This is a genomic window from Saccharopolyspora ipomoeae (genome assembly GCF_029952525.1).
GTDB lineage: Bacteria > Actinomycetota > Actinomycetes > Mycobacteriales > Pseudonocardiaceae > Saccharopolyspora > Saccharopolyspora ipomoeae.
Map to the genome: position 1 here is coordinate 84,333 of NZ_JASAOF010000015.1, position 25,660 is coordinate 109,992.

General features: G+C 71.5%; 26 protein-coding genes. 19 read left to right on the plus strand and 7 right to left on the minus strand.

Annotation, left to right across the window (positions count from 1 at the left end):
- Positions 1-141: 141 nt before the first annotated feature.
- Positions 142-1,125 (minus strand): hypothetical protein, encoded by a 984-nt coding sequence (locus QFW96_RS21200; protein WP_281457441.1) that lies wholly within the window; start codon positions 1,123-1,125, stop codon positions 142-144.
- 260 nt (positions 1,126-1,385) lie between these two features.
- On the opposite strand from QFW96_RS21200, the gene QFW96_RS21205 reads away from it, so the two are divergent.
- The 4 genes from QFW96_RS21205 to QFW96_RS21220 all read left to right on the plus strand — a co-directional run bounded on the left by QFW96_RS21205 (position 1,386) and on the right by QFW96_RS21220 (position 6,361).
- A complete protein-coding gene (locus tag QFW96_RS21205; protein ID WP_281457442.1) occupies positions 1,386-2,573 on the plus strand; it encodes a S8 family peptidase in 1,188 nt (395 codons plus the stop codon).
- Between the two features lie 121 nt (positions 2,574-2,694).
- Positions 2,695-3,279, plus strand: a complete 585-nt coding sequence (locus QFW96_RS21210) for an RNA polymerase sigma factor (protein WP_281457443.1) — start codon at positions 2,695-2,697, stop codon at positions 3,277-3,279.
- A complete protein-coding gene (locus QFW96_RS21215; protein WP_281457444.1) occupies positions 3,276-3,749 on the plus strand; it encodes a hypothetical protein in 474 nt (157 codons plus the stop codon). Before QFW96_RS21210 ends, QFW96_RS21215 begins: the two co-directional genes overlap by 4 nt.
- Positions 3,746-6,361 (plus strand): CHAT domain-containing protein, encoded by a 2,616-nt coding sequence (locus QFW96_RS21220; protein ID WP_281457445.1) that lies wholly within the window; start codon positions 3,746-3,748, stop codon positions 6,359-6,361. Before QFW96_RS21215 ends, QFW96_RS21220 begins: the two co-directional genes overlap by 4 nt.
- A gap of 21 nt (positions 6,362-6,382) precedes the next feature.
- Here the strand turns inward: QFW96_RS21220 and QFW96_RS21225 are convergent, their stop codons facing one another.
- The gene (locus QFW96_RS21225) at positions 6,383-7,549 is read right to left on the minus strand and encodes a pyridoxal phosphate-dependent aminotransferase (RefSeq protein WP_281457446.1); all 1,167 of its coding nucleotides are present in this window, start codon (positions 7,547-7,549) and stop codon (positions 6,383-6,385) included.
- A gap of 189 nt (positions 7,550-7,738) precedes the next feature.
- On the opposite strand from QFW96_RS21225, the gene QFW96_RS21230 reads away from it, so the two are divergent.
- On the plus strand, positions 7,739-8,947 hold the full coding sequence (locus tag QFW96_RS21230) for a DUF445 domain-containing protein (protein WP_281457505.1): 1,209 nt from the start codon (positions 7,739-7,741) through the stop codon (positions 8,945-8,947).
- Between the two features lie 87 nt (positions 8,948-9,034).
- Here QFW96_RS21230 and QFW96_RS21235 read toward each other — a convergent pair whose 3' ends face one another.
- Positions 9,035-9,580: a CGNR zinc finger domain-containing protein gene (locus QFW96_RS21235; protein WP_281457447.1), complete on the minus strand. Its 546-nt coding sequence runs from the start codon at positions 9,578-9,580 to the stop codon at positions 9,035-9,037.
- 92 nt (positions 9,581-9,672) lie between these two features.
- Here QFW96_RS21235 and QFW96_RS21240 point away from each other — a divergent pair, with 92 nt between their 5' ends.
- The 6 genes from QFW96_RS21240 (at position 9,673) to QFW96_RS21265 (ending at position 12,934) form a co-directional block, all read left to right on the plus strand.
- On the plus strand, positions 9,673-10,053 hold the full coding sequence (locus QFW96_RS21240; protein WP_281457448.1) for a VOC family protein: 381 nt from the start codon (positions 9,673-9,675) through the stop codon (positions 10,051-10,053).
- Between the two features lie 94 nt (positions 10,054-10,147).
- Complete coding sequence (locus QFW96_RS21245; RefSeq protein ID WP_281457449.1) at positions 10,148-10,564, plus strand: helix-turn-helix domain-containing protein; 417 nt, start codon at positions 10,148-10,150, stop codon at positions 10,562-10,564.
- 6 nt (positions 10,565-10,570) lie between these two features.
- A complete protein-coding gene (locus QFW96_RS21250) occupies positions 10,571-11,227 on the plus strand; it encodes a hypothetical protein (RefSeq protein WP_281457450.1) in 657 nt (218 codons plus the stop codon).
- Positions 11,228-11,342: 115 nt separating this feature from the next.
- Positions 11,343-11,627, plus strand: coding sequence for a DUF2516 family protein (locus QFW96_RS21255; RefSeq protein ID WP_281457506.1), 285 nt, complete (start codon positions 11,343-11,345; stop codon positions 11,625-11,627).
- Positions 11,627-12,367, plus strand: a complete 741-nt coding sequence (locus QFW96_RS21260; RefSeq protein WP_281457451.1) for an alpha/beta fold hydrolase — start codon at positions 11,627-11,629, stop codon at positions 12,365-12,367. The genes QFW96_RS21255 and QFW96_RS21260 overlap by 1 nt, the downstream gene beginning before the upstream one ends.
- A gap of 18 nt (positions 12,368-12,385) precedes the next feature.
- On the plus strand, positions 12,386-12,934 hold the full coding sequence (locus tag QFW96_RS21265; RefSeq protein WP_281457452.1) for a YbaK/EbsC family protein: 549 nt from the start codon (positions 12,386-12,388) through the stop codon (positions 12,932-12,934).
- A 114-nt stretch (positions 12,935-13,048) separates the two neighbouring features.
- On the opposite strand, the gene purU is transcribed toward QFW96_RS21265, so the two are convergent.
- The 4 genes from purU to QFW96_RS21285 form a co-directional block, all read right to left on the minus strand.
- Positions 13,049-13,921 (minus strand): formyltetrahydrofolate deformylase, encoded by an 873-nt coding sequence (gene purU / locus QFW96_RS21270; RefSeq protein WP_281457453.1) that lies wholly within the window; start codon positions 13,919-13,921, stop codon positions 13,049-13,051.
- A gap of 32 nt (positions 13,922-13,953) precedes the next feature.
- The gene (locus QFW96_RS21275) at positions 13,954-14,679 is read right to left on the minus strand and encodes a maleylpyruvate isomerase family mycothiol-dependent enzyme (RefSeq protein WP_281457454.1); all 726 of its coding nucleotides are present in this window, start codon (positions 14,677-14,679) and stop codon (positions 13,954-13,956) included.
- A gap of 274 nt (positions 14,680-14,953) precedes the next feature.
- Complete coding sequence (locus tag QFW96_RS21280) at positions 14,954-15,799, minus strand: class I SAM-dependent methyltransferase (RefSeq protein WP_281457507.1); 846 nt, start codon at positions 15,797-15,799, stop codon at positions 14,954-14,956.
- A 20-nt stretch (positions 15,800-15,819) separates the two neighbouring features.
- Positions 15,820-16,338 carry a DUF2505 domain-containing protein gene (locus QFW96_RS21285; RefSeq protein WP_281457455.1) on the minus strand — a complete coding sequence of 173 codons (519 nt, stop codon included), beginning with the start codon at positions 16,336-16,338 and terminating at the stop codon, positions 15,820-15,822.
- Here QFW96_RS21285 and QFW96_RS21290 point away from each other — a divergent pair.
- The 8 genes from QFW96_RS21290 (at position 16,325) to QFW96_RS21325 (ending at position 25,558) form a co-directional block, all read left to right on the plus strand.
- On the plus strand, positions 16,325-17,488 hold the full coding sequence (locus QFW96_RS21290; RefSeq protein ID WP_425524778.1) for a UDP-N-acetylmuramate dehydrogenase: 1,164 nt from the start codon (positions 16,325-16,327) through the stop codon (positions 17,486-17,488). The two genes, QFW96_RS21285 and QFW96_RS21290, sit on opposite strands and share 14 nt — an antisense overlap.
- 54 nt (positions 17,489-17,542) lie before the next feature.
- Positions 17,543-18,571: a chymotrypsin family serine protease gene (locus QFW96_RS21295; RefSeq protein WP_281457457.1), complete on the plus strand. Its 1,029-nt coding sequence runs from the start codon at positions 17,543-17,545 to the stop codon at positions 18,569-18,571.
- Between the two features lie 269 nt (positions 18,572-18,840).
- Complete coding sequence (locus QFW96_RS21300) at positions 18,841-19,980, plus strand: L,D-transpeptidase (RefSeq protein ID WP_425524779.1); 1,140 nt, start codon at positions 18,841-18,843, stop codon at positions 19,978-19,980.
- A 248-nt stretch (positions 19,981-20,228) separates the two neighbouring features.
- Entirely contained in the window at positions 20,229-21,524 is a 1,296-nt protein-coding gene (mshA, locus tag QFW96_RS21305; RefSeq protein WP_281457459.1) for a D-inositol-3-phosphate glycosyltransferase, read from the plus strand.
- Positions 21,521-22,006 carry a type III secretion system chaperone family protein gene (locus tag QFW96_RS21310; RefSeq protein ID WP_281457460.1) on the plus strand — a complete coding sequence of 162 codons (486 nt, stop codon included), beginning with the start codon at positions 21,521-21,523 and terminating at the stop codon, positions 22,004-22,006. Before mshA ends, QFW96_RS21310 begins: the two co-directional genes overlap by 4 nt.
- 611 nt (positions 22,007-22,617) lie before the next feature.
- The gene (locus tag QFW96_RS21315; protein WP_281457461.1) at positions 22,618-23,361 is read left to right on the plus strand and encodes a phosphoglyceromutase; all 744 of its coding nucleotides are present in this window, start codon (positions 22,618-22,620) and stop codon (positions 23,359-23,361) included.
- Between the two features lie 284 nt (positions 23,362-23,645).
- Entirely contained in the window at positions 23,646-24,881 is a 1,236-nt protein-coding gene (locus QFW96_RS21320; RefSeq protein ID WP_281457462.1) for a sensor histidine kinase, read from the plus strand.
- A complete protein-coding gene (locus QFW96_RS21325; protein WP_281457463.1) occupies positions 24,878-25,558 on the plus strand; it encodes a response regulator in 681 nt (226 codons plus the stop codon). Before QFW96_RS21320 ends, QFW96_RS21325 begins: the two co-directional genes overlap by 4 nt.
- The last annotated feature ends 102 nt before the right edge of the window (positions 25,559-25,660 follow it).

Genomic DNA, 25,660 nt, shown 5'->3' on the forward strand with positions numbered 1-25,660 from the left:
TCTTCAGCGACGCTGCCGGGCAGGCTGATGGCGCCCCGGTCCGATCCGGCCGGGCGCAGGCGTCCGGATCGGAGTCCATCGGGTGGTGTTGACACCAGAGTCACCGCAGATGCGGTTTCATGCAGGCCGGATCGGCCGCTGTTAGTCGGGCGACGCCGTGGTTTCGGCCGATCGTGTGTTGATGTCCGGGCCGATGTCGCGTTGCGCCACCAGTGCTGCGGCGGTGTCGGAAAGATCGGGTGATCCGGGCAGGATGGCGTGTGCGCTGCGCAGGCCACCGATGCAGCCGGTGTTCGCGGAGGTCAGCGAACTGGCAGGTGGTGAGCAGGGCGCGGGCGCCGCCGGGCTCGAATCGCTCTGCCGCTCCACGTCCGGCGCCGGGGCCTCGTCGGGCGCCCGGGGTTGCGCGTCGTCGCGGGCGGTGCTCGTGCCGGTCGCGGCCGCCGATTCGTGCGTGATCGGCTCGCTGACCAGCTCGGGAGTCGTCTCCTGCTGCTGGCCGTGGGCGGCCGCAGGCGTGGTGTGGCGCGCGTGGGAGACCTGGGCCGACGAGCCCTGGCCCTTCTCGGACGCGGAGTCGGCGTTCGACGAGGAGTTCGTCTCGGCCTGCTCGGGGCGTTGGCCGTCGTCCTCGGAGTTGCCGACCGCGGGTTCGGCCGGGCTCGGGACGTCGGGCTTGCTCGGCTGGACCTTCTCGGGCTTGGCGGGTTCGGCCGTCTCGGGCTGGACCTTCTCCGGCTTCGCGGGTTCGACGCCGGACGTGTCCGGCTTCGACCCGGAGTCCTGCACGTCGGGCTTCGACGGCTTCTCGGAGCCCGAGCTGCTCGACCCCTTCGAATCCGATGCCGTCGAGTCAGAGCCCGAGCTGCTGGAGCCCTTCGAGTCGGACCCCTTCGCCGTGTCTGGCCCCTTCGCCGAGCCGGACCCCGTCGCCGAGTCGGATGAGGAGGCGGACTGCGTGGCGCTGGGCTTGTCGGCGTGCGCGTGTTCGGCGGCCGAGGCCGCGGTCGCACCACCGACGAGCACCCCGAGGCACACGCCGCTGAACAACGAGATCCGCACCAGGAACGCGGCGGTCCGCGAACGGGGACCGCGCGCTGCGCAGATTCCCTTCACGGTGATCACCGCCAATGTCCGTCAGGTTCGCGCGGTTCGAGCGCGGCGGGGCAACGGCTGCGCCGGGGTCGGCGCCTCCGGTTGACATTCAACCACTCCAGGGGGCGATTTCGGACCACCCGGAGCGACGATCACGACAGTTGGGCCAGCATTCTCCATGCATTCGGGGGACTCCGGAAGGGGCCAAACGTTGTCGCGACGAAGTGGTCCGTTCCCCGAAAGGGTCTCGTCCGCTGTGGACTTCGCCCGAAACATGCAGAGTGTCCGCTGTGGATCACGATCACCAGCGCGGCGGCCTGGGGCTGGCCGAACTCCATCGCATCTGGACGTCCTACGGGCACGAGATGGTGCTGCACGATGCGGGCGGCGACTCGGAATGCCTGGTCAGGCGGGGTGAACTGCTGGCTCCGGCGGAGTCGCTGGATCCCGTTCTGGACCGCTACCGGCGGTGGATCGACCGGGTGCACCACGACGAGGAGCTGCTGCTGGCCCGCATCCGGCTGCGCGATGCGGAACGCGATCACTGCGTGGAGCTCGCCCGCGACACCTCCGGTGTGTCGGTGAACAACGTGCACGTGGGCAGCCCGGTCATGTTCGGCACACCGGTGATGTTCGGGACCGGCGCCGAAGCGGAGTTCAGCCCGCCGGTTCCGGAACCGCCTGCGGCCCAATGGGAACCGCCCGTGGTCGTGGGAGTCCTGGACACCGGCTGCGATCCGCACCCCTGGTTCACCGGCCGCCCGGGGTTCGTCGCGGCGCCGGAGGTGCTCGACGCGGACGACGACTCGGGGCAGGACCGGCAGGCGGGGCACGGCACCTTCGTCAGCGGTGTCGTGCTCCAGCACGCGCCCGGCGCGGTCATCCGGTCGCAGCGCGTGCTGTCCTCGCTGGGCTTCACCGACGACCTCACCGTCGCCACCGGGCTGCGCGCGCTGCGGCGTTCGGCGGAGCAGCGGGGCGTTCCGGTCGACGTGGTGGTGCTGACCTCCGGCTGCCACACCGCCGACGACGAGTGCCCGGAGATCCTGGCCGCCGAGCTGCGGGAGATGGCCCCGGCCGTCGTCGTGGCCGCCGCGGGCAACCACGGCCGGACCCGACCGTTCTGGCCCGCCGCGCTGCCCGACGTGGTGGGCGTGGCCGCGACCGGGCCCGACGGCCGGATCGCGGATTTCTCCAACAGCGGCGACTGGGTCGACGCGGCGGCTCCCGGCGTGGACGTGCGCAGCTGCTTCGTCCGGATGCGGGCCGGGGGTGGCCGCAGCTTCGGCTACGCGCGCTGGAGCGGGACGTCGTTCGCCGCGCCCCGCGTCGCCGCCGTGATCGCCACCGCGCTCCAGGCCGACCGCGATCCCGAGCGGGCTCGCGCGGCCGTCGCGCACATCTACCCGGCCGCGGTTTCCGAGACCGATGTGGCGCCCGAGACGGATGCGGTGCCCGAAACTGCTGCGGTGGAGTGATTCCGGCGGGCAATTCTTGACTCGATCGTGGGGTATCCGGCTCGAACTGAATCTTTGAGGCCCCCTTCCTCCTCTTACTCGGTGGGAAAGAAGACAACGCCGAGCTCCGGAGGTGCTGGTCGTGTACGAGGTCGGGGAAGCCGGTCCGGCTGCGGTGCTGCTGAGTCGGGCGGCGTCCGGGGACGAACAGGCGTGGCGGGAACTGGTGGACCTGTACACGCCGGTGATCTGGGGTGTTTCGCGCGCGTTCGCCGGCAACACCGCCGACGCCGAGGACGTCTGCCAGGCCACCTGGCTGTCGCTGGCGGAGAACCTGGATCGGTTGCGGGAGCCGGAGAAGCTGCCGGGCTGGCTGGTGACCACCGCGAGGCGGGAGGCGATCCGGTTGCGCCGGGCCCGGTCGCGGGAGGCGCCGATCGGGCTGGACACCGATCACCTGGACGGTTCCGAGCGTTCCGAGCCCGCCGAGAACCTGGTGATGCGGATGGTCTCGGCCTCCCGCCTGGCGCAGGCGTTCGGTGGCCTGCCACAGCGGTGCCAGCAGCTGCTGCGCGTCCTGGCGGTCACGCCGGAGGCCAGCTACGCCCAGGTCAGCGAGGCCTTGGGGATCCCCAGAGGAACGATCGGTCCGAAGAAGAGCCGGTGCCTGGCCGAGCTGCGCAAGCGGCTGCTCGGCGCCGAACTGCCCGAGGAGGTGGCGGGATGAACCAGCGGATTCCAGCGGAACTGCGCAAGCTGCGCGAGCTGTTCCAGACCGAGGACCCGGTCCCGGAACGGGTCCTGGCCGGTTCGTACGCGGCGGTCGCGATGCGCACGAGCGGTCGCGACCGGGGCGAGCTCAAGCTCGTCGGCGACTCGGCGGACGAGCGCGTCGGGGTGCGCACCGGAGGACCGCAGAACCGGGTGCTGACCTTCGCGATGCCCGGGCGCGTGCTGGAGATGGACCTGGTGCCCGCCGCGAGCGGGCTGGTCACGGTCTCCGGGCTGGTGCTCAACAAGGCCGGGCAGGCTTCGCCGACCGGCGAGGTCGTGCTGCGCCACCCCGCGGGTGAGCGCAGCGGCGAGCTGGACCGGCACGGCGCGTTCCAGGTGACCGACGTGCCGCGCGGACCGCTGAGCGTGGTCTACCGGCCGGAGCGGGCCGAGCCCGCCTTCGCGGATTGGCTGGTCTGTTGAGCGCCGCGGCGGCGGTGACACCGCCGGAGGCGATCGCGGACGCGCTGCGCTGGCGCGAGGAGGCGACGGCCGTGCCGAGGGACGCGCTGCGCGAGGCCGAGCGGCTGCTGGCGGGCGCGGCACCGGAGGGAGAGCTGCGGGTGCTCGCACGGCACATCGCGGCGCTGGCCTCGGTCGAGCTCGGCATGGTCGAGCAGGCGCGCGGGCACGTGCGGCTCGGGCTGTCCACCGCCCAGCGCGGGCGGTGGGCCAAGCGGTCCGCGCAGCTGCAGCTGACGCTGGCCTGGATCGAGCTGGAGCGCGGCGACACCGGGGCGAGCTGGGCGAACCTGGCCGCGGCCGAGCCGCACCTGCCCGCCGACGATCGGCCCCGGGCGACCTGCCTGCGGGGGCTGCTGCACTGCCAGCGCGGTCATCACCGGGATGCGCGGCTGCGGCTGACCAGCGCGCTGGCCCACCTCGACGGGGACCGGCGCTGGCGGGCGAACGCGCTGCTCGGTCGTGGCCTGGCCAACCTCTACACCAACCGGTTGGAGGAGGCCGAGCAGGACCTGGCCGACGCCGAGCGGATCTTCGCCGCCGACGGCCGGGGCGCGCGGGCGGCGGGGTGTCGGCACAACCGGGGCTGCGTGGCGTTCCGGGCCGGGGACCTGCCCCGGGCGCTGCGGCTGTTCGAGGAGGCCGAGGCCGCCGGGCTCGACGTCCGGGCCAACCCCGAAGCGCTGGTCGACCGGGGTGAGGCGCTGGCGGCGGCGGGGCTGACGCAGCAGGCCCGCGCGGTCATGGAGCAGGCGGCCCGGCGGCTGTCCGCCACCGGGAAGCAGGGCAGGCTCGCCGAGACCCGGCTGGCGCTGGCCGGGTGCGCGTTGCGCGACGGCGACCCGGCGGCCGCGGTCGAGGCCGCGAGCGCGGCGCGGCGGTTGTTCCGGACGCAGAAGCGGCCGGCCTGGGCGGCGCTGGCCGCGGCGATCGTGTGGCAGGCCAAGCTGCGGACCGGCCAGAGCACGCGCTGCGCCCTGTCGGCTGCGCGCCGCGCGGCCTCCGCCTGCGAGGAGTTCGGGTGGCGGGCCACAGCGGCGGAGCTGCGGCTGACCGCCGGGAAGACCGCGCAGCGCGCGGGACTGCACTCGGTGGCGCGCAAGCTGCTCCGCCGCTGCGCCCGGCTGCGCGAAAGCGACGCCGTGCCACCGCAGTTGCGGGCGATCGGGTGGTTGGCGGACGCGCTGCTGGCCGAGCAGGACGGCAACACCGCGCGGCTGCTCCGGTCCTGTCGCGCGGGCCTGCGCGCGGTCGACGGTCAGGCCGTGGACATGGCCGCCTTCGAGATGCGGGTGCACGCGCTGGGGCTCGCCGACGAGCTCGGCGAGGTCGCGGTGCGGGCCGCGCTGCGCGTCGGCGACCCGCAGCTGGTGCTGCGCTGGACGGAGCGCTCCCGAGCCAGCGCGCTGCACCGGCGTTCGCTGCTCCCGCCGACGGATCCGGCGCTCAACGACGCCCTGGTGCGGCTGCGGGGCGCGGTGCTCGACGCGCAGCGGTCCGCCGACCCGCAGCGCGGCATGAGAACCGTCGCCGACATGGAAGAGCGGGTGCGCCGCCGGGCGATGCTCGTCCAGGGACGCACCGACCGGCTGCGGGCACCGGCCGAGGCCGACGAGATCAGCGCCGAGCTCGGGGAGGCCGTGCTGCTGAGCCTGTTCTCCGAGCGCGGCAACCTGTTCGCGGTGTCCATCGTGGACGGTGAGTTCGGGTTGCACGCGCTCGGTCCGGAATCGGCCGCCGAAGCGCAGGCGCTCCGGCTCCGGCACCTGCTCTCGCGCCAGGCGTGCGGGGTGGCGTCGCGCGCGGCGCCGATGTTCGAGCACGGGATCAGCGTGGCAGCGGCGGAACTCCAGTCGCAGCTGCTGTCCCCGGTGCTGGCCGAGCTGGAGCGGGGGCGCGGTCTGGTCGTGGTGCCGACCGGGCGGTTGCACCTGCTGCCGTGGTCGGTGCTGCCGGCGTGCGGCGGGAACGCGGTCACGGTGAGCCCGTCCATCCGCTGCTGGCTGGGTGGCGCGGCCCGGGCTCGCGCGGCCGATCCCGCCGGGGAGCGGGTGTGGGTCGCCGGGCCTGCGCTGGACCACGCCGAGCGCGAGGTCACGACCTTGCAGCGGCGAGGTGGTGGACGGCTGCTCGCCGGTGATCAGGCGCGGACCGACCAGGTCCTGTCCGCAGTGGACGGAGCGGCGGTGGCGCATCTGGCCGCGCACGGTCATTTTCGCGCTGACCAGCCGTTGCTGTCCTGCCTGGATCTGGTCGACGGGCCGCTCTACGCCCACGACCTCGACGGCCTGCACCGGAGCCCCACCACGGTCGTGCTCTCGGCCTGCGACGTCGGCAAGTCCGCGATCAGCAGGGGCGATCAGCTCAGCGGGCTGACCGCCACGCTGCTCGAACGCGGCACCGCCACGGTGATCGCGAGCGTCGTCCCGGTCCCGGACGAGCGCACCGTGGAAGTCATGCTGACCCTGCACGAGGCCCTCGACGCGGGTCTGCCACCAGCAGCAGCCCTCGCGAAAGCCCAAGCGCAGCACGGAGAAACGGGCTTCATCTGCATCGGCTACGGAGGTGGTTGAGACCCGTCGCCGCAGAACCCCCTACCGGAGCTTGTGCAACCGCCGGATTCCTTCGTCGAGGACTTCGTCCTTCTTGCAGAAGGCGAAGCGGACCAGGTGCTTGAAGTCGTCGGGGTTGTCGCAGAAGACCTGGACGGGGATGGCGGCGACGCCGACGCGTTCGGGCAGCGAGCGGCAGAACTCGGCGCCGTCGGTGTAGCCGAGCGGGCGGACGTCGGTGCAGATGAAGTAGGTGCCTTCGCTGTCGAGCACGTCGAAGCCGGCTTCAGCGAGTCCTTCGGCCAGCCGGTCGCGCTTGCGCTGCAGGTCGGTGCGCAGGGAGTCGACCCAGGGCAGCTCGTGCCGCAGGGCGTGGGCGACCGCCGGCTGGAACGGGGCACCGCCGACGAAGGTCATGAACTGCTTGGCGGCCCGGACCGCCGCGACCAGCTCGGCGGGTCCGCAGACCCAGCCGATCTTCCAGCCGGTGGCGCTGAAGCTCTTGCCGACGCTGGAGATCGACACGGTGCGCTCGGCCATGCCGGGCAGGCTCGCCAGCGGGTGGTGCTCGCGGCCGTCGAACAGGAGGTGCTCGTAGACCTCGTCGGTGACGGCGATGACGTCGTTGTCCCGGCAGACCTGGGCGATCGCGGCCAGCTCGGCATCGGTGAACACGGTGCCGGTGGGGTTGTGCGGTGAGTTGAGGATCAGCGCGCGGGTCTGCGGTCCGACGACCGATCGCAGCTGGTCGAGGTCGAGCTCGAAGCGGTGGTCGGGGCCCTGGCGCAGGCCGACGGTCTTGCGCACGCCACCTGCCATCGCGACGGCGACGGGGTAGGAGTCGTAGTACGGCTCGACGAGCACGACCTCCTCGCCGGGCTCGACCAGCGCCATCATCGTCGCGGTCAGGGCCTCGGTGGCGCCGACGGTGACCAGCACCTGGTCGGCCGGGTCGTAGGTGGTGCCGTAGCGGGCGCGGTGCTCGCTGATGGCCGCGCGCAGCTCGGGCTCACCGGCGCCCGGCGGGTACTGGTTCACGCCGTTGGCGATGGCGTCCCGCGCGACGCGCAGCATGCTCTCCGGGCCGTCGGTGTCGGGGAAGCCCTGGCCGAGGTTGACCGCGCCGGTGCGGCGGGCCAGCTCGGTGATCTCCGCGAAGATCGTGGACGTGAACGGCTGGAGACGCGAGGTCAAAGCAGGAGTGCGCACGCTTGCGGAGCCTAATACACCGAACAACCCGCGTGACCAGCGTTTTAAGGCCCCCGAGGGGTGGGGCCGGGCGCCGTGTCGGGGCTCACGTCGTCGTGTTCGCCCCGGCTTGCCCGAAAACGCTGCCACAATCGTGGAGTGCAACCCACGACGGTCCCCGACTCGGACAAGCGCCGGAGCCTGCGGCGGATGAAGGCGGTGGCCACCGCGTTCCTGCTGGTGGCGACGGCGGTCTACTTCTTCGCGCGGTGGCAGGAGAACGCGGGGGCCGGGGCCTGGGTGGGCTACGTCCGGGCCGCGGCGGAAGCGGGCATGGTCGGTGCGCTGGCGGACTGGTTCGCGGTGACGGCGCTGTTCCGGCGGCCGCTGGGGCTGCCGATCCCGCACACGGCGATCATCCCGACCCGCAAGGACACCATCGGCCGCAGCCTGGGCGACTTCGTCGGCACGAACTTCCTGGCCGAGAACGTGGTGCGGGACAAGCTGCGCAGCGCCGGGATCAGCCGCCGCATCGGGGTCTGGCTCGACGACGACGATCACGCCGAGCGGGTCACGTCGGAGCTGGCCACGGCGGTGCGGGGTGCCGTGCAGGTGCTCCGGGACGACGACGTGCAGGCGATCATCGAGCACGGGGTGGTGCGCAAGCTCGTCGACCAGCAGTGGGGGCCGCCGCTGGGCCGGATCCTGGGCCAGGTGTTCAGCGACGGATCGCACCACAAGCTGGTCGACCTGGTTTGCGACCGCGCTTACGACTGGGTGCGCGACAACCACGAGACCGTGCTGCGGGTGGTCAGCCAGCGCGCGCCGTCGTGGTCGCCGAAGTTCGTCGACGCGATGCTCGCGGACAAGATCTACGCCGAGGTCCTGTCGTTCGCGTGGGCGGTGCGCACCGATTCGGAGCACCCGATGCGCCAGGCCGTGGATCGCTTCCTGGTCGAGTTCGCCCACGACCTGCAGCACGACGAGAAGACGATGGCCAAGGCCGAGCAGATCAAGCACCAGGTGCTGGAGCACCCGGAGGTGCAGAACCTGGTGTCCTCGGCCTGGGGCACGGCCAAGAAGATGCTGCTCGACGCCGCCGAGGACCCGTCCAGCGAGCTGCGCGTGCGGGTCCGCGACGGCCTCCGCTCGCTCGGGGCCCGGCTGCACGCCGAGCCCGAGCTGCGGGAGAAGGTCGACGGCTGGCTGGAGGGCGCCGCGACCTACGTCGTGTCGAACTACCGGGACGAGCTGACCACGCTGATCACCGACACGGTGGAGCGCTGGGACGCCCAGGAGACCTCGCGCAAGATCGAGCTCCAGGTCGGCAGGGACCTGCAGTTCATCCGCATCAACGGCACCGTCGTGGGCGCCCTGGCGGGTCTGGCGATCTACGCGATCTCGGAGCTGCTGATCTAGGTTTTCGCGGCATGCGGCGGAGCCGCGTTCTCCTCCACCACCCGGGCAACCCCGCACCGCTGAGCAAGGTGACGACGATCGCTTTGGTCAGGCGGGAGTGTGTCTCTCGCGCCAGGAACGGGCCTTCTCCCGGTTGCCGCAGACTCGCATCGAGCACCAGGTGCGGGATCTGTTGCGGGAGCGGTCGTAGAACGCCCACAGGCAGTCCTCGGCCGGGCAGATCTTGATGCGTTCCCAGTGCTCGGTGTGCACGAGTCGGGTGGCGGCGACGAGCACGCTGCCCAGCGCGTCCACGCCGACCAGCGAGGGGATGCCGTTGCGCAGCTGCACCTGCACGGGCCAGGTCGTGTTCGCCAAGCCGGTGGGGCGGGTTCCGCAGGCCACCGACGACCGCATGGTGTCGCGGATCTCGCGGGCCGCTTCGACTTCGGGGACCACGACCAGGCCGCGTTCGGTGCACCACCGCTGCCAATGGGCGTGCTCGTCGAGGACTTCGGTGCCCTTCTCGGCGTCGCAGGTGTTGAGGAAGGCCAGGACTAGCTCGATGTCGTGGTCGAAGTCGAGTCCGACCGCCTCCAGCACAGACGCGCGGTCCACTTCCGGAGCGACAGCTCTGCTGTTCACGGACACCATCGTAAGCCAGTAGGGGGTTGCGGCCGACACTTGTAACCTGCATTCTGCTCATTGGTGGTTAGTTAGCTCCGACACAGATGAGGAGAAGTGCGATGAGTGCGTTGACGCTCGCCGCGTACGCGATCGACTGCGCCGACCCGCGCCGGCTCGCCGAGTTCTACGGCCGCTTGCTGGGATGGCAGATCGACGAGGAGGAGTCCGGCGATCGGTGGGTGGAGCTCGCCGACCCGTCCGGCGGTGCGCCGCTGGCGTTCCAGCTCGACCCGCACCACAAGCGCTCGACCTGGCCGAGCCCGGAGGTGCCGCAGATGGCGCACCTCGACGTCCGGGTGGGCACGCTCGACGAGGGGCACGAGCGGGCGATCGCCGCCGGGGCGGTCCAGCTCCCGCAGCCGGCCGATCAGCGCGACGCGAGATTTCGGGTTTACGCCGATCCCGAAGGTCACCCCTTCTGCATGTGCGCAAGTCAGTAGGGTTTCCGGCCGAGCGCTAGCAGGGTGTTAGCTGGGTGCTTGCAAGAGCTAGCACTCGGGGCTATGGTGGATGTCGAAACCGGAGAGGTGCCCGATGGAACGCGTGGACAAAGCCGTCCCCAAGGCCGTGAACCAGGCGGTCAGCGACCTCGGTGGCTACATCCGGACCCAACGCAACAACGCCCAGATCTCGTTGCGGCAGCTGGCGAAGCTCGCCGGAGTGTCCAACCCGTATCTGAGCCAGGTGGAACGCGGGCTGCGCAAGCCGAGCGCGGAGATCCTCCAGCAGATCGCCAAGGGGCTGCGGATCTCCGCCGAGGCGCTCTACGTGCAGGCCGGAATCCTGGAGAGCCGCGAGTCCGGGCCCGTGATCGACGCGATCCTCGCCGATCCGGAGCTCAGCGAGCGGCAGAAACAAGTGCTTCTGGACATCTACTCCTCGTTCCGGCGCGAGCAGGACGCCGCGGAGGACGGGGACAGCGACGGGGACACCCACCAACCCGAGGAGTGAACCGCGATGCCGGCTTTCCCCAAGACCGACGACGTCAACAAGGCCTTCAAGGAGGGCGTCGACCAGGCCCGGACCCCGCTGCTGGCGGCGCTGGGCGCCGGTGACCTCGCCGCGCAGGCCGTGCTGGACGCCGTCACCAAGTTCCGCAACCAGGTCGCCGAGCGCACCGAGTCGGCCAAGTCCGAGCTGCCCAAGGACTTCAGCGAGTTCAAGGCCAAGCTCGACCCGTCCGAGGTGCGCAAGCAGCTCGAGACCTACGGCGAGTCCGCCAAGAAGTTCTACGAGCAGCTCTCCGAGCACGGCGAGGAGACCTTCAAGAAGCTGCAGGACTCCACGCAGGTGAAGAAGGTCCGCGAGCAGGTCGGCACCGCCCAGGGCAAGGTCGAGGACACCGTCGGCGACGTGCGCGGCCTGGCCGACGACGTGCTCGGCAAGGTCACCCGCACCTTCGTCAAGGAGGACGCGGAGCCGGAGACCGACTCCGACAAGGCCGACTCCGCGAAGACCGAGGAGCCGAAGGCCGAGACCACCGAGAAGCCGGCCGACACCAAGCCCGCCGCCAAGCCGGCTGCGGCCAAGGCCACTCCGGCGCCGAAGGCGACGACCACCAAGGCGACGCCCGCCAAGAAGTCGACGAGCGCCAAGGCCGCCGACGACGAATGATCGCCGCGAGCGCCGGTCCCGGTACCCGACGGGTGCCGGGACCGGTTGCTGCCGGAGGCGGGTGCCCACGGCGGCACCCGGCACGTAAGGTGGGCACGTGGGTTTTTCGAGCGGAATGCCGCTGTACTGGTGGATCCTGACGGTCATCTGGATCGTGTGCATCCCGGTCGGTGTGTTCGCGTTCGTGCACGCCGCGCTGCAGCGCGCGGATGCCTTCACGGCCGCGGACAAGTTGAACAAGCTGGCCTGGATGGGGATCACCGGCGCCGCCGCGCTGCTGCTGATCGTCGACACGCGCGGGCCCTACGGGATCATCTGGATCGCCGGGCTGGTCGCCGCGCTGGTCTACATCGTCGACGTGCGGCCGAAGGTGAAGGAAGTCCAGGGGCGGTCCTGGTAGTGCGCGCTCGCTGGCGGGCGCTGGGCAGCGGTGCGCCGGTGACGCTGGTCGCGCACGGACTCGGCGCGACCGAGGGCGAGGCGCGCATCCCCGCGTCCGGCCTGCGCGGCACCCGGGTGGTGATCACCCTGCCCGGGCACGGCTCCGCGCCCGACGCCCCGGCCGGGTACTGGAACTACGCTTCGGTGGCCGCCGACGTGCTCGCCATCGCCGACGAGGTCGGTGCGACGCAGGCGGTAGGCGTCTCGCTCGGCGCAGGCGCGCTGACCCGCATCGCCGCCGAGCACCCCGATCGCTTCCAGCGCCTGGCGCTGCTGCTCCCGGCCGCGCTGGACCGGCCCCGGGAATCCGCAGCGGCCTGGGCCTACGAGCGGTTGGCCGCCGCGATCGCCGCCGATGACGAGGGCGCGAGCCTGCGGGAGGCGCTGGCCGCCGAGATCCCGCCCGGCGTCGAGGTCGGCGATCACCTGGCGCAGCGGGCCACCGCGCTGTCCCGGCTCGCCGAGGCGCTGCGCGAGCTGCCGGAGCAAATCCCGGTCGCCGACGCGAGCGCGCTGTCGCGGGCGTCGGCCGAGGTCCTGGTCATCGGCGCCACCAGCGATCCGATGCACCCCGCCTCGGCGGCGAAGGCCACCGCCGCCGCGTTCGGCGACGCCCGGCTGGAGCTGCTGGAGTCCCAGGCGCCGATGCTCACCCACCGCAAGCTGCTGCGGGACCTGCTGACGGGTTTCCTGCGCTGAGCGTTCTATCGTGCGGGCATGGGTTTCGATGGGTCCGCGGCGGCGGGAACGCTGGAAGTCACCACGGCGCTGGAGCGCCTCGACCTGCTCGCCGACCCGGTCGCCGAGTCCGTGCGCGGGCTCGGTGACGACCGGATCGGCGTGGCCGAGATCGACCCGGATCTGGCCGACACCGCCGCGTTCTGCGAGAAGTACGGCTCGCCGCTGGAGCTCTCGGCGAACTGCGTGGTGGTGGCGGGCAAGCGCGCCGGCGAGGTCCGCCGCGCGGCCTGCGTCGTGCTGGCCACCACCCGCGCCGACGTCAACGGCGTGGTGAAGCGCCGTCTCGACGTCCGCAAGGCGTCGTTCGCCGCGATGGACGAGGCGGTGATGCTCACCGGCATGGAGTACGGCGGCATCACCCCGTTCGGCCTGCCCGAGGGCTGGCCGATCCTCGTCGATCCCCGCGTGGTCGAGGCCGGCGCGGTCGTCGTCGGCAGCGGCCTCCGCCGCAGCAAGATCATCACCCCGGCCGACGTGCTCCCGGAGCTCCCGCACGCCGAAGTCCTCGAAGACCTCGCCCGCTGAGCGGTGGTCCCGGGAGGCGCGTTCCGCACCAGCAGACGGTTTTTCCTCGAATTGTCCGGGCAAAACGGACATTGATCATGGGTGATTCGAGGAAAAACCGTCCCTTGGTGACGCTCAGAACACGACGGTGCGCTTGCCGTGGACCAGGACGCGGTCCTCGACGTGGGAGCGCAGGCCCCGGGAGAGCACCATCTTCTCGATGTCGCGCCCCTTGCGGACCATGTCCGCGACGTCGTCGGTGTGATCGATGCGGATCACGCCCTGCTCGATGATCGGGCCCGCGTCCAGCTCCGCCGTCACGTAGTGGCAGGTCGCGCCGATCAGCTTCACGCCGCGCTCGTAGGCCTGGTGGTACGGCCGGGCACCGGCGAACGACGGCAGGAAGCTGTGGTGGATGTTGATCGCCTTGCCCGCCCACCGCTCGCACAGCTCCGGCGGCAGCACCTGCATGAACCGGGCGAGCACGATCGCGTCCGGGTCGTGCTGCTCGGCCAGCTCCCGGACCTGCTCGAACGCGGCCGCCTTGGTCTCCGGGTCCTTGCTGAAGGGCACGTGGTGGAACGGGATGCCGTGCGCCTCGGTGATCGGCCCCAGCTCCGGGTGGTTGCCGATCACCGCGCACAGCTCGACGTCCAGCTCCCCGGATCCGACCCGGCCGAGCAGGTCGTGCAGGCAGTGGGCCTCCTTGGACACCAGCACCACGACGCGGCGGCGCTCGGCGGTGTCCCAGATCCGCCACTCGGCCCGGTCGCTGAGCTCGCCCGCCACGGCGCCGAAGCGCTCGCGCAGCTCCTCGATGCCGAACGGCAGCGAGTCCGCGCGCACCTCCTGCCGGGTGAAGAACCAGCCGGTCGTGGTGTCGGTGTGGTGACCGGCCTCGACGATCCATCCGCCGTGCTCGGCCAGGAAGCCGGAGACGGCGGCGACGATCCCGGTCCGGTCGGGACAGCCGAGGGTGATGACGAAGCGACGTTCGGAAGAGCTCACGACCAAGATTGTCGCAGGTCGGGTGGGTTCCTTCAGCGTCCGGCCGCCACACCGGCCAGCGCGGTGTCGCCGGTGACCGAAGCGGAACTGGGCCGTCCCCACACCCGTCGGTACACCGCGTCGGCGGTGCCCGCGACGGTCGCGCCGGTCTCCAGCCCGGCGCCCGCGGGAGCCCCGGTCTCGGGGCGTTCGCCGGGCCGGTAGGTCACCAGCCAGGCCCGTCCCGCGTCGGCCGCGTGGTAGAGCACGGTGCCGTCGTGCTCGCCCGCGCTCCAGTCGCCGAGCGGCAGCAGGACGGTGAGCATCTCGTCGATGCCGTCGGCCGCCAGCTCCGGGTCGAAGACCAGGTCGTGCGCCTGCCCGAGGGCGAGTTCGGCGTCGAGCCGGTGGATCGCGGTCTCGTGCGCGACCCGCCGCGCCCAGCCGGTCGGGGTCGCGTCGTCGAAGAACGCCCACACCCGCCGATCCGGGTCCATCGTGGACAGATCGGAGACGAGTTCGCCGCGGAGCTCGTCCCACCAGGACAGCAGCGCGTCGAAATCCGCTGGGGCGTCGGGAACGTCCGGGCGCGCGTCGCCCGGGCCCGACCGCAGCGATGCCCGCACCCGCGCGTAGACGCGCGCGAGGTGCCCGGTCATCCGCCGGACGTCCCAGCCCGGGCAGGTCGAGACCGGGGCGTCCGGACCGGCTTGCAGGACCGCACGCCGGAAAGCGTCCGCCTGCTCCTGAAACGCCTTGAGGTGGAAGTCGCGATCCATGCCCCCCATTAAAGGCGCTACCCCGCTCGCGGGGAAACGCCCGCTCCCGTCGTGTCCGAGACGGCGCAGTTTTCATGAAAACTGTCATCCCCCTGCGAAGCAGGGTCACGTTCGAGAACCGAGACGAGATCCCGTTCCGATGCAGGTGAGAAGCACCCTCCCGTCCCCAGACCGTTCCCCGTCCTCTAGAGGACGGGGAAGTTTTCATGAAAACTTCCCCCACTCACGGAGACCCGGGGTGGTGCAGTTTTCATGAAAACTTCGTCATCCGAGGTCAGGGGGCGACGGAGGACCAGGGGACGGTGAGTTCTCCGAGGCGCCAGCGGGGGTGGCGGTCGAGGACCGGCCACCGCTCCGCGAGGAGGCGGACGGCGTGGGCCCAGCGGGCGCGGGGGCCGAAGGTGGCCAGCGGAGCGGCCGTCGCCCAGCACGAGTCGAGTTCGCCGAGCAGCGCGTGGATCCGCTCGCCGGGGACGTTGCGGTGGATCAGCGTCTTCGGCAGCCGCTCGGCGAGGTCGGAGGGCTTGTCGATGGCGGAGGGGAGGCAGGCCAGCGTGAGCGTGCGCGGGCCCTCGCGGGTGAGCGTGACCCAGCAGCAGCGGCGGCCGATCTCGTCGCAGGTGCCCTCAACGAGCAGCCCTGTCGGGGCGAGCCGCGAGCACAGCTCGTCCCACGCCTTCCACGCCTCCGGCTCGGTGTACTGGCGCAGCACGTTGAGCGCGCGGATCAGCGCGGGACCGGGGAAGCCGCGGACGCCCGCGGCGAGGCCCGCGAGCTCGAACCCGCCGCGCCGGAACTCCAGCCGGGGCGGATCGGCGACGACCTTGCCCGCCGCCACCCGCTCCGGGTCGATCTCCAGCCCCACCACCCGCAGCCGCGGGTGCAGCCCGGAGAGCCGCTGCGCGAGCTCGACGGTGGTGGTCGGGGTGGCGCCGTAGCCGAGGTCGATGACCACGGGTTCCACGGCGGTGCGGACAGCGCGGGCGACCTGCGGGGTGGCGGCGATCCAGCGGTCGACGCGGCGCAGCCGGTTGGGGTTGGTGGTGCCGCGCGTCGGCATCCCCATCGCCCGGGCGCGGCCGGCGGCGAGCCGGGGGTTGCGCTTCTTCGGGACGTTCATCGCGGGCGGGAGTCGCGCGCTCAGGCGCGCTGGGCCAGCCACGCGGCCGTGAAGTGGTCCTCCTCGACCAGCATCTTCTGCACCTGCTCGGCGACGAGGTCTTCGAGCTTGCCGCCGACGAACGGGACGGTGACCTTGACCGAGCCCTCCACGACGAGCTCGCTGACCGCGGGCCCGGTGGGGTCGACGAGGTCGCGCAGCCACATCGAGCCGGTGATGGAGCAGGGGGCGCCGGCGATCTCGGCCGCGATCTCGCCGGTGTAGTGGCCGTCCTCCTCGCGCCGCCAGGACTCGCTGCGGTCGATGAGCAGGTCGCCGCCGACGACCGTGCGGGCCACCGACGGGAGCTTGTCGGCCGGGACGCCCTGACGGGTCTGGAAGCGGGCCCCGTCGTCGGTGTCCACGTGCTGCAGCAGGGTCGCGGTGGAGCCGCCGAGCTCCTCCAGCCGGGCTGCGAGGTAGTCGGAATCGATCAGCGCCCGGTACACCTCGACGGCGGGCCGTTCGGAGGTGCTGCGGTGCTCGATGCGGCGTGCCATGCAGCGGAGGTTACCTTTGGCAGTCGTGAGTGCCTCTACGTCCGGTGCCGAAGAAGTGCGCGACGACACTGCCCTGCCTGGTGAGAAGCCGGGCGGTGGGTCGCCGCTGGCCGAGTTCACCACCCTGCGACTCGGCGGCCCCGCGACCGGCCTCGTGGTCGCCACCAGCGAGAACGAGCTGGTCGACGCGGTCCGCGCGGCCGACGACGGCGGGCACCGGCTGCTGGTGCTCGGCGGCGGGTCGAACCTGGTCATCGCCGACGAGGGCTTCGACGGGCACGCCGTGCGCATCGCGACCCGCGGCCGCGAGTACGACAACGTCGGCGACGGGATCGTGCAGCTCACCGCCGAGGCGGGCGAGGACTGGGACGACGTGGTCGCCGACTCGGTGGCCCAGGGCCTGGGCGGGCTGGAGTGCCTGTCGGGCATCCCGGGCCTGGCCGGGGCGACCCCGGTGCAGAACGTCGGCGCCTACGGCGTGGAGGTCTCCGAGCTGCTGGTCTCGGTCGACCTGCTGGACCGGCGCACCGGCCGGGTGCGGACCGTGCGGGCCGCCGACCTGGGCCTGACCTACCGCAGCAGCGTCCTCAAGCACAGCGACGCGGCGGTGGTGCTGCGCGCCCGGTTCCGGCTGCACGACAGCGGCCTGTCGGCGCCGATCCGCTACGCCGAGCTGGCCCGGACGCTGGGCGTGGAGCCCGGGGAGCGGGTGGACGCAGCGAAGGCGCGGGACGCGGTGCTGGGGCTGCGGCGCGGCAAGGGCATGGTGCTCGACCCGGCCGATCACGACACCTGGAGCGCGGGCTCGTTCTTCACCAACCCGATCGTGCCGGAGGCCGAGCTGCCCGCCGCGCTGGAGCGCATCGCCGAGCGGGTGGGCGCGGACCAGCGGATCCCGCAGTACCCGGCCGAGGGCGGCGGGAAGCTGTCGGCGGCCTGGCTGATCGAGCGCGCCGGTTTCGCCAAGGGCCACCGGGGGCCGGGCGGTCGGGTCGCGCTGTCGAGCAAGCACACCCTGGCGCTGACCAACCGGGGCGGCGCGACCACCGCGGACCTGCTGGAACTGGCCCGCGAGGTCCGCGACGGCGTCCGCGAGGTCTTCGGCGTCACCCTCGCTCCCGAGCCCGTGATGGTCGATTGCGCGCTCTGATCCAGCGGCCATCCAGGTGACTCTTAGTGACTAACAGGTAACCCTGTGTGTTAAATGGCAGAGGTGGAGGGGGCCACCATGCTGAGCATCAGGGAACTTCGCGACCGCGCGGTGATCCGCCCGATCAAGCGCGCGGTCGAGGACCAGCTGCTGGACCTGCCCGGGGTCACGGGCGTGGACATCGGTGCCCGGACGCGCGCGGGCAGCCGACTCCGCGAGCAGGTCATCGTCGTGTCGGTCGCCCGCAAGCGGCCGCGCGATGTCCTCGGCAGGGACGGTTGCGTGCCCGCCGAGCTGTTCGGCATCCCCACCGACGTGGTCGAGGAGCAGGCTCTCCTGCAGCACATCCACCGCTCCAGCGAGGAGCCGCTGCGGTGGCCGACCCGGACGATCGGCTCCGACGGCGGTCCGGGGTGCCCGCTGCGCGCGGTGCGCGGCGGCAGCGGCCTGGCGCCGTGCCGGTCGGTCCGGCTGGAGGCCGGCGAGTACCGCCGGATCGGGACGCTCGGGGTGCTGGTGGCCGGTGATTCCGCCGAGCCGATGGGACTGACGACCTTCGACGTCGGCTGCCTGGACGACGCGTGGTCGGTGGGCGACCGGATGGCCGAGCCGGAGAGCGGCCAGGTGCACGCCGAACTCGCCAGGGCCGCGCTGTCGGGCCGGGTGGACGCGGCCGCCGTCCGCGTCGTGCCCGGTCTGACGGCCTCGCCGGAGGTCGGCAGGCTCGGCCCGGTCACCGGTCACGCGCGGGCCTACCCCGGCGAGCCGGTCCGCAAGCACGGGTTCGGCACGGGTCTCACCGACGGCGTCGTGACCTCGGTGGACGCCACGATCCGCGTCGATCACGGGGCGGCGCTGGGGGTGCGGGTGCTGCGCGAGCAGATCCGGATCACCACCGATCGGCCGCACTTCTGCGGCCCGGGTGATGCCGGGGCGGCCGTCGTCGACCCGTCGGGCCGGTTGCTGGGTCTGCACGTCGCCGGGGCCGAGGGCGGGGTCGTCGGATATGCGACTCCGATAGGGGACGTTCTCTCGGAACTCGACGTCCGGCTCCACCCGCGATTCCAGCCGCTCGGCGTCTGAGGGCCGTTCGCGCGAATTGTGCCGGGGAATCGCGCGAACTCCATTTCGCGTCGAATGCCCCCCTTTCGGGGCAGGTGGAGCGGCATTCGGCGGTTGTGATGCGATGCACAAGCGTCCCGGACATCTTTTCGCGCCGTCGCGCGTCTTAATGGTGGGGGCGAGGAGAACCGCCGGCTGGAGAGAAGCGCGTTCGCTTTTTCCGGCGGTGACCGTTTTTTGCCGATTTCGACTTCATTTTCAGAGAGGATTCCTTCGAAGTGAGTGGTGTGATGCGGCTGCCGTGGCGCGTGTTGTTGGGGGCGTTGGCGGCCGTCCTGCTGATCGCGGGCTGTTCTGCGCAATCGCAGGAGCAGTCCCAGCCCGCTCCGCCGGTCGCCGCGGTCCACCTCGAACCGGGCGCCGGTGCGGGTGAGGTCAGTCCGACCGCTCCGATCAAGGCTTCCGTGGGCGAGGGGCGCTTCGAGTCCGTCCAGCTGACCAACGCCGACGGCAAGGCCGTGGCCGGGCAGCTGGCCGCCGACGGCACGAGCTGGCAGGCGACCGAGGCGCTCGGCTACGGCAAGGAGTACACCTGGTCCGGCCAGGCCGTCGGGACCGACGGGAGGAAGGCGCCGGTGCAGGGCTCCTTCCGCACGGTGCAGCCGAAGAAGACGGTCCGGGCCACGGTCAACCCGACCGACGACGCGAAGGTCGGCATCGCGATGCCGATCAGCGTCAAGTTCGACGAGCCGGTCAAGGACAAGGCGGCGGCGGAGCGCGCGCTGAGCGTGCAGACCTCCACGCCCGTCGAGGGCTCGTGGGCGTGGCTGTCGGACAAGCAGGTCGACTACCGGCCCAAGGAGTACTGGCCGGCGAACACGCACGTCACCGTCAAGGCCGACCTCTACGGCGTGCCCTACGGCGACGGCTCCTACGGCCTGGCCGACCTGACCAGCGATTTCGACATCGGCCGCGCGCAGATCGTCAAGGCCGCGGTGGGCACCCACCAGATGGTCGTGATGCGCGACGGGCAGCAGGTGGCCAGCTACCCGGCCAGCTACGGCGAGGAGTACGACCCGGGGCGCAACACCCCGAACGGCACGTACATCGTGATGGAGAAGAACCCCGTCGAGATCATGGACAACCCGCGCTACGGGTACCACGACGTGCGCAAGACCTTCGCGGCCCGCTTCTCCAACCACGGCGAGTTCATCCACGAGAACCAGGAGAACGCCGCCGCGCTGGGCAAGGTGAACAACTCGCACGGCTGCATCAACCTCAACGCCGCCGACGCCAAGGCCTACTACGACAGCGCCCTGCTGGGCGACCCGGTCGAGGTCACGGGCTCGGCGAGCTCGATGGAGCCGCGCTACGACGTCTACGACTGGATTTTGACCTGGGACCAGTGGAAGGCGAAGTCCGCTCTCTGATCGAGGCCGGGGTGGGGAAGTTTTCATGAGAACTTCCCCACCCCCACCGCGCCGCGGTGGAAGCGCGGACGGTCTGTGACGGAAGCCACCGAGGGGCGGCGGAGCGGGGGTTTCGCCGCCCCTCGGGGGTAGCGTCGTGGGTTGGCTCCGAGGTTTCAGCGCGTCGACGGGAATGTTTCGGCGGCGTGCGGTGTCGGGGTTGATCGGGTCCGAACAACTCGGGCCCACCGGCTTGCGATGGGCAGCAGATGACTTCCAGGACCTTGCGGATGCGGCCGCGCCGCGCCGCCGTCTTCTCGTTGCACACCTCCCCGCTGGAGCAGCCCGGCACCGGTGACGCGGGCGGGATGAACGTCTACATCGCCCAGACCTCCCGGCGGCTCGCCGAGCTCGGCACCGAGGTGGAGATCTTCACCCGCGCCACCTCCTCCGACATCCCGCCGATCGCGGAGCTGGCACCGGGCGTGCTGGTCCGCAACGTGGTGGCCGGCCCGTTCGAGGGCCTGGACAAGAACGACCTCCCCTCGCAGCTGTGCGCGTTCGCCGCCGGCGCGCTGCGGGTGGAGGCCCGGCACGAGCCGGGGTACTACGACGTGGTGCACTCGCACTACTGGCTGTCCGGCCAGGTGGGCTGGCTGGCCCGGGAGCGCTGGGGAGTGCCGCTGGTGCACACCGCGCACACGCTGGCCAAGGTCAAGAACGCCAACCTCGCCGAGGGCGACTCGCCGGAGCCCCGGGTGCGGGTGCTGGGCGAGGAGCAGATCGTCGATCAGGCCGACATGCTGGTGGCGAACACCGAGTTCGAGGCCACCGATCTCATCGACCGCTACGACGCCGATCCGGACGCGGTCGCGACGATCCCGCCGGGGGTGGACCTGGAGGTCTTCACCCCGGGCGACGGGTCGGCCGCGCGCGAGGAGCTGGGCGTTCCCGCCGACGCGCTGGTGCTGGCGTTCGTCGGACGGATCCAGCCGCTGAAGGCGCCGGACGTGCTGCTGCGCGCGGCCGCCGAGCTGCTGCGGCGCCGTCCGGAGCTGCGCGAGCGCTTGGTGGTGCTGGTCGTCGGCGGTCCTTCCGGCAGCGGTCTGGAGCGGCCCCGGGCCCTGCAGCAGCTGGCGGTGGACCTGGGTGTCGACGACGTGGTGCGCTTCCTGCCGCCGCGCGGCGGGGCGGACCTCGCCCGCCTCTACCGCGCTGCCGACGTCGTGGCTGTGCCCAGCCACAACGAGTCGTTCGGCCTGGTCGCGCTGGAGGCGCAGGCGTGCGGCACGCCGGTGGTGGCGGCCGCGGTCGGCGGCCTCCCGGTGGCGGTCGCCGACGACGTGTCCGGCGTGCTGGTCGACGGCCACCGCACCGGGCAGTGGGCCGACGCGCTGGGCTCGGTGCTGCTGAACCCGGAGCTGCGGCACCGGCTGGCGGCCCGCGCGCGGGAGCACGCGAGCACGTTCTCCTGGGCGCGCACGACGGAGTCCCTGCTGGAGACCTACGCGCAGGCGAAACTGGCGTTCAACCGGAGCCTGCGGATCGAGGAGGTGACGGCGTGACCCCGGAACAGGTGATCACGTCCACGCTGGAGGCCAACGAGCTCGCCCACCAGGACAAGGGCGAGGGGCGCTTCTTCGTGACGCTGCCCGGCACGAAGAAGCTGCAGACCAACTGCTGGCTCATCGTCGCCGAGCACGCCCTGCTCATCGAGGCGTTCGTCTGCAGGCAGCCGGACGAGAACCACGAGAACGTCTACCGCTACCTGCTGCGCCGCAACGCCAAGCTCTACGGCGTGCACTACACGATCGACAAGACCGGTGACATCTACCTGGTGGGCCGCATCAGCCACCAGGCCACCACCCCGGACGAGCTGGACAGGATCCTCGGCCAGGTCCTCGAAGCGGCCGACGGGGACTTCAACACCCTCCTGGAACTCGGCTTCGCCACTGCCATCAGGAGGGAATGGGCCTGGCGCGAGTCCAGGGGCGAGTCCCTCGCCAACCTCCAACCCTTCAAGCAACTGGTGGACCAAGAGGACTGAAAGAGTCCACGTCAGGCAAGCACCGCAGGTGCTTTCGCAGTACCCCACCCGAGCGACCGGCGCCGCCGCGGGTTCTGAGCGCCTTCGTGGCGAGTACGCCGGGACACCGCGTATTCACATACTCAAGGAGCGGCGCACGGAGTCCACGGAGGCGCTCAGGTTCCGCCACTGGCACCGCTGAGCAACTGGACCACGCACCACGGGAGGGGCGGCTCGGGAGAGAGGGGGAGTCACGAGCTCGAGCCGCCCCACCACGGTGGTCCCGCCTGACGGGTCTGGAGGGCGGGGGGCACCCTGAACCCGGCGGGGCGCGGCTCGTTGGGGGAGCTGAACCGCGCTCACGCTCTCGCGAGATCGGGGAGTGCGTGGGAGCCGATCAAGGAGAGCGTTGTCAACTTCGCAGAGTTATGTAGCTGCCACAAGGCCGCCGCATTACTCCATTCGTGTGATGTTCGACTAGAAAACTAGAGCACGCACGGTTGGAGGCGCCATATCTTCCACGGAAAGTGACGGCCGACACTGTCGTGTCACAGCCGGGCGGGGATCACGTAACTCTCGGGTGAAGCTCACAACCCCGCTGCCCTGCGGAACGGGCCGGATAGCCTGGGGCCATGACTTCGACTTTGGTGCTGCTGCGGCACGGTGAGAGCACGTGGAACGCCGAGAACCTGTTCACCGGCTGGGTGGACGTCCCGCTGTCGGACAAGGGCCAGGCCGAGGCCAAGCGCGGCGGTGAGCTCCTCCGCGACGCGGGCGTGCTGCCGGACGTGCTGCACACCTCGCTGCTGCGGCGCGCGATCTCCACGGCGAACATCGCCCTCGACGGCGCCGACCGCCACTGGATCCCGGTGAAGCGCGACTGGCGGCTCAACGAGCGCCACTACGGCGCGCTGCAGGGCAAGAACAAGAAGCAGACGCTGGAGGCCTACGGCGAGGAGCAGTTCATGCTCTGGCGCCGCTCCTACGACACCCCGCCGCCGGAGATCGAGCTCGGCGACGAGTTCAGCCAGGACTCCGACCCGCGCTACGCCGACCTCGGCGCGGAGATGCCGCGGACCGAGTGCCTCAAGGACGTCGTGGCCCGGCTGCTGCCGTACTGGGAGTCGGCGATCGTGCCGGATCTCCAGGCGGGCAAGACGGTGCTGGTCGCCGCGCACGGCAACTCGCTGCGGGCGCTGGTCAAGCACCTGGACGGGATCTCGGACGAGAACATCGCCGGGCTGAACATCCCCACCGGCATCCCGCTGCGCTACGACCTCGACGAGAACTTCAAGCCCACCAACCCGGGCGGCACCTACCTCGACCCGGAGGCCGCCGCCGCTGCCGCCGCGGCCGTGGCGAACCAGGGCCGCTGACCCGCTGCTGAACCACCGGCGGGCCGCTGAACCACCGGCTTCGCGGGGGAGGGCACCTCGGGAACGTTCCCGAGGTGCCCTCCACGCGTCGCTCACGTGGGTGACGAGTGGCGAGAAGTCGCCGAGTCGGGGAACGGAGCGCTACCGAGGCCCGGGCGGTAGCTGAACCAGCTCCGATCAGGGGGTGAACCACAGGTGAAGAAGCGCCCGATTCGTGTCACGGGCGTCACGGAACGCCCTCGTGGACTGGCATTCGCCCACCCGAGCTTGCTTACGATGCAGACGTGACCGCATTGGGCTGGACCGCCCTGATCATCGCCGCGCTCCTGCTGGGCGCGGTCGGCGGATTCTTGGTTGCCAGAGGACCCCGGCCCTACCGCACGTCCAAGCCCCAGGGCCCCACCGTCGCCGAACTCCTGCAGCGCCTGGTGCACACCAGCACCAACGGCGTCGTCGTGCTCAACCGCTTCGGCGACGTGGTGCTGCACAACCCGCGCGCCGCCGAGCTGGGCGTCATCCAGGACTACCGGGCCGACGCGCGCGCCCAGAAGGCCGCCGAGCAGGCCGTGCGCACCGGCGAGCCGGTGACCGTCGACCTGTGCCCGCTGGACGGGCGCGCCTCGCTGGCCGGCCGCGGCCCGGCCGCGGTGCTCGGCGACGTCCGGCCGCTCGGGGACGGCTTCGCCGTCGTCGACGCCGCCGACCAGTCCGACTCGGTGCGCCTGGAGGCGACCCGGCGCGACTTCGTGGCCAACGTGAGCCACGAGCTCAAGACCCCGGTGGGCGCGCTGGCGCTGCTGGCCGAGGCTCTGCTGGACAGCGCCGACGACGCCGACGAGGTCAAGCGCTTCTCCACCAAGATCCTGCACGAGTCCACGCGCCTGGGAACGCTGGTCTCGGAGCTGATCGCGCTGTCGCGGCTGCAGGGCGCCGAGCGGCTGCCCGAGCTGACCACGGTCGAGGTCGACGACGTGGTCGAGGAAGCGCTGGGCCGGTCCCGGCTGGCCGCCGAGTCCGCCGGGATAGAGATCGCGGTGGACGGACCGTCCGGCTACCTGCTGGAGGGCGACCGGGCGCTGCTGGTCACGGCCCTGACGAACCTGGTCACCAACGCGGTCAACTACTCCCCCCACGGCAGCCCGGTGTCGATCTCGCGCCGGTTGTCCGAGGACTTCGTCGAGATCGCGGTCACCGACCGCGGCATCGGGATCGAGCCGGAGCACCACGAGCGGGTGTTCGAGCGGTTCTTCCGGGTGGACCCCGCGCGCTCGCGGGCCACCGGCGGTACCGGCTTGGGGCTGGCCATCGTCAAGCACGTCGCCGCCAACCACGGAGGCGAGGTGAAGCTGTGGAGCAGGCCGGGGACGGGCTCCACCTTCACCATCCGGGTGCCCCGGCACAGCGTTGCCGAGAGCGACGACGAGGCGACCACCGAACCCGATCGGGCGGCACCTGCCGCGCGGTCCACCACCGACAGTGCGGACGGCGTGACAACCGTCGAAACAGGAGGAGTCCGGTGACCAGAGTGCTGATCGTGGAGGACGAGGAGTCCTTCGCCGACCCGCTTGCCTTCATGCTCCGCAAGGAGGGCTTCACGGCCGCCGTCGCGGCCAACGGCACCGATGCCCTGGACGAGTTCGACCGCAACGGCGCGGACATCGTGCTGCTGGACCTGATGCTGCCCGGGATGAGCGGCACCGACGTGTGCAAGCAGCTGCGGCAGCGCTCCGCCGTGCCGGTGATCATGGTGACCGCGCGCGACAGCGAGATCGACAAGGTCGTGGGCCTGGAGCTGGGCGCGGACGACTACGTCACCAAGCCCTACTCGGCGCGCGAGCTCATCGCCCGGGTGCGGGCGGTGCTGCGCCGCCGCGGCGAGGCCGAGGAGCTGCAGCCGCAGGTGCTGGCGGCCGGTCCGGTGCGGATGGACGTCGAGCGGCACGTGGTCACCGTCGAGGGCGAGGACGTGAACCTGCCGCTCAAGGAGTTCGACCTGCTGGAGTACCTGCTGCGCAACGTCGGCCGGGTGCTCACCCGCGGTCAGCTCATCGACCGGGTCTGGGGCGCGGACTACGTCGGCGACACCAAGACCCTGGACGTGCACGTCAAGCGGCTGCGCTCGAAGGTCGAACCGGACCCTGCGGACCCGAGCTACCTGATCACCGTGCGTGGTCTTGGCTACAAGTTCGAGGCCTGAGCCGGCCGGGTGCGACCGGTCGCATCCCCGAGAGGCTGATGACCTGGTGGCGGGCCCTGATGACCTGGTGGCGGGTGCGGCGGGAGTGTTCCGGGACGCAGT

Bases quoted from the DNA above. Each gene is read 5' to 3' on its own strand.
- QFW96_RS21215 (WP_281457444.1), top strand. From the start codon at position 3,276: ATGAACCAGCGGATTCCAGCGGAACTGCGCAAGCTGCGCGAGCTGTTC.
- QFW96_RS21290 (WP_425524778.1), top strand. From the start codon at position 16,325: ATGCGGCGTGCCATGCAGCGGAGGTTACCTTTGGCAGTCGTGAGTGCC.
- QFW96_RS21250 (WP_281457450.1), top strand. From the start codon at position 10,571: ATGCCGGCTTTCCCCAAGACCGACGACGTCAACAAGGCCTTCAAGGAG.
- QFW96_RS21300 (WP_425524779.1), top strand. From the start codon at position 18,841: ATGCGGCTGCCGTGGCGCGTGTTGTTGGGGGCGTTGGCGGCCGTCCTG.
- QFW96_RS21265 (WP_281457452.1), top strand. From the start codon at position 12,386: ATGGGTTTCGATGGGTCCGCGGCGGCGGGAACGCTGGAAGTCACCACG.
- QFW96_RS21295 (WP_281457457.1), top strand. From the start codon at position 17,543: ATGGCAGAGGTGGAGGGGGCCACCATGCTGAGCATCAGGGAACTTCGC.
- QFW96_RS21245 (WP_281457449.1), top strand. From the start codon at position 10,148: ATGGAACGCGTGGACAAAGCCGTCCCCAAGGCCGTGAACCAGGCGGTC.
- QFW96_RS21230 (WP_281457505.1), top strand. From the start codon at position 7,739: ATGAAGGCGGTGGCCACCGCGTTCCTGCTGGTGGCGACGGCGGTCTAC.
- QFW96_RS21285 (WP_281457455.1), bottom strand. From the start codon at position 16,338: ATGGCACGCCGCATCGAGCACCGCAGCACCTCCGAACGGCCCGCCGTC.
- QFW96_RS21235 (WP_281457447.1), bottom strand. From the start codon at position 9,580: ATGGTGTCCGTGAACAGCAGAGCTGTCGCTCCGGAAGTGGACCGCGCG.
- QFW96_RS21280 (WP_281457507.1), bottom strand. From the start codon at position 15,799: ATGAACGTCCCGAAGAAGCGCAACCCCCGGCTCGCCGCCGGCCGCGCC.
- mshA (WP_281457459.1), top strand. From the start codon at position 20,229: ATGACTTCCAGGACCTTGCGGATGCGGCCGCGCCGCGCCGCCGTCTTC.
- QFW96_RS21255 (WP_281457506.1), top strand. From the start codon at position 11,343: ATGCCGCTGTACTGGTGGATCCTGACGGTCATCTGGATCGTGTGCATC.
- QFW96_RS21275 (WP_281457454.1), bottom strand. From the start codon at position 14,679: ATGGATCGCGACTTCCACCTCAAGGCGTTTCAGGAGCAGGCGGACGCT.
- QFW96_RS21240 (WP_281457448.1), top strand. From the start codon at position 9,673: ATGAGTGCGTTGACGCTCGCCGCGTACGCGATCGACTGCGCCGACCCG.
- QFW96_RS21315 (WP_281457461.1), top strand. From the start codon at position 22,618: ATGACTTCGACTTTGGTGCTGCTGCGGCACGGTGAGAGCACGTGGAAC.